The following is a 2440-nucleotide window of genomic DNA, read 5'->3' as shown; positions in this document are numbered from 1 at the left end:
AACTCTCCGGCGTCCAGGGCCCGTTGACCTGCAGCCTGGTCGCCGTCTCGCACACCGGCGAGCAGCAGACGGTCACCACCTGGTCCGTCCCGGCCCGGACCGTTGCTAAGACTGGCTTCGAGCCATTCCCTCCGGCTCCCATCCCCGAGGAGGCATCCTCATGGGTGCTACAACAGCTCCAACCGCTTCGACGGCCGGGACGGCCGAGGCCGCCGCGAAGCCCGACGCCGACGCGGTGCACATCCTCTGGATCAACGCGGGCCTCAGCTGCGACGGCGACTCCGTCTCGCTGACCGCCGCGATGCAGCCGAGCATCGAGGAGATCGTCACCGGCGCGCTGCCCGGCCTGCCCAAGGTCGCCGTGCACTGGCCGCTGATCGACTTCGAGTGCGGCCCGGTCCAGGGCGCGGACAACTTCGTCGAGTGGTTCTTCAAGGCCGAGCGCGGCGAGATCGAGCCGTTCGTGCTGGTCGTCGAGGGGTCCATCCCCAACGAGAAGATCAAGAAGGAGGGCTACTGGTGCGGCTTCGGCGACGACCCCGCCACCGGCCAGCCCATCACCACCAGCGAGTGGCTGGACCGGCTCGCCCCGAAGGCGACCGCCGTGGTGGCGATCGGCACCTGCGCCACGTACGGCGGCATCCACGCGATGGCCGGCAACCCGACCGGCGCGATGGGCGTGCCGGACTACCTGGGCTGGGACTGGAAGTCCAAGGCCGGACTGCCGATCGTCTGCGTGCCGGGCTGCCCGATCCAGCCCGACAACTTCGCCGAGACGCTCACCTACCTGCTGTACCAGCTGGCCGGCTCCGCGCCGATGATCCCGCTCGACGACAAGCTGCGGCCCGCCTGGCTGTTCGGCGCCACCGTGCACGAGGGCTGCGACCGCGGCGGCTACTACGAGCAGGGGCAGTTCGCCACCGACTACGGCACGCCCGAGTGCCTCGTCCGGCTCGGCTGCTGGGGCCCGGTCGTCAAGTGCAACGTCACCAAGCGCGGCTGGACCAACGGCATCGGCGGCTGCCCGAACGTGGGCGGCATCTGCATCGCCTGCACCATGCCGGGCTTCCCGGACAAGTTCATGCCCTTCATGGACCCGCCGCCCGGCTCGCACGTCTCCACCGCCGCCAGCAGCGCGTACGGCTCGGTGATCCGCAGGCTGCGCGCGATCACCCAGAGCACCCTCGACAAGGAACCCAAGTGGCGCCGCACCGGCAGCCGCCTGACCACGGGCTACCGCCCGCCCTGGTGACGCCGCGGGGCCGCACGCCGCCCGGTGTGCGGCCGCCGCCTTCCCCCGCCCCGTCCGCCGGGCTCCCCTCCGCGGAGACCCCGCTCCCACGGCCCCCGTCCGCACGGCCCCCGCTCGCCGAGGCCCCGCTCCCAGAGACAAGGACACGACAGACACGATGGCAACACCGACCACCAGGGCGGCCGGCGACGGCAGCGGCCTGACCGAGATGTCCTGGGACCCGATCACCCGGATCGTGGGCAGCCTGGGCATCCACACGAAGATCGACTTCAAGCAGAAGCGGGTCGCGGAGTGCTACAGCACCTCCTCGGTCTTCCGCGGCTACAGCGTCTTCATGCGCGGCAAGGACCCGCGCGACGCCCACTTCATCACCAGCCGGATCTGCGGGATCTGCGGCGACAACCACGCCACCTGCTCCGTCTACACGCAGAACATGGCGTACGGGGTGAAGCCCCCGCACCTGGGGGAGTGGATCATCAACCTCGGTGAGGCCGCCGAGTACATGTTCGACCACAACATCTTCCAGGAGAACCTGGTCGGGGTCGACTACTGCGAGCGGATGGTCCGCGAGACCAACCCCGGCGTGCTGGAGCTCGCCGAGCGCACCGAGGCCCCGCACGCCGGCGACCACGGCTACAAGACGATCGCCGACATCATGCGCTCGCTCAACCCGATCGAGGGCGAGTTCTACCGCGAGGCGCTCCAGGTCAGCCGGTACACCCGGGAGATGTTCTGCCTGATGGAGGGCCGCCACGTGCACCCCTCCACGCTCTACCCGGGCGGCGTCGGCACCGTCGCGACGGTGCAGCTGTTCACCGACTACCTGACCCGGCTGATGCGCTACGTCGAGTTCATGAAGAAGGTCGTGCCGCTGCACGACGACCTCTTCGACTTCTTCTACCAGGCCCTGCCCGGCTACGAGGAGGTCGGCCGGCGCCGGGTCCTGCTCGGCTGCTGGGGCAGCCTCAACGACCCGGACCACTGCGACTTCACGTACCGCAACATGACGGACTGGGGCCGGCGGATGTTCGTCACCCCCGGCGTCGTGGTGGACGGCAAGCTCGTCACCAACGACCTCACCGAGATCAACCTCGGCATCCGCATCCTGCTCGGCAGCTCCTACTACGAGGACTGGCAGGGCAAGGAGCTGTTCGTCACCCACGACCCGCTCGGCAACCCCGTCGACCC

The 2440-nt window shown here is 69.6% G+C and carries 2 protein-coding genes; both read left to right on the top strand.

Annotated elements, in window-relative coordinates; translation table 11 throughout:
• Positions 1 to 160: 160 nt before the first annotated feature.
• Entirely contained in the window at positions 161 to 1252 is a 1092-nt protein-coding gene (locus ACWDCZ_RS40415; protein WP_449818599.1) for an NADH-quinone oxidoreductase subunit B family protein, read from the top strand.
• Between the two features lie 157 nt (positions 1253 to 1409).
• Positions 1410 to 2440 (top strand): nickel-dependent hydrogenase large subunit (locus tag ACWDCZ_RS40410; protein ID WP_449818598.1); only part of this gene is annotated, 1031 nt, incomplete at its 3' end.

This window comes from Kitasatospora sp. NPDC001225, assembly GCF_053597855.1.
This window is presented reverse-complemented; position numbering and strand designations above follow the sequence as displayed.

Excerpts from the sequence above, each read along its gene's own strand:
- ACWDCZ_RS40415 (WP_449818599.1), top strand. The coding sequence starts at position 161 with ATGGGTGCTACAACAGCTCCAACCGCTTCGACGGCCGGGACGGCCGAG.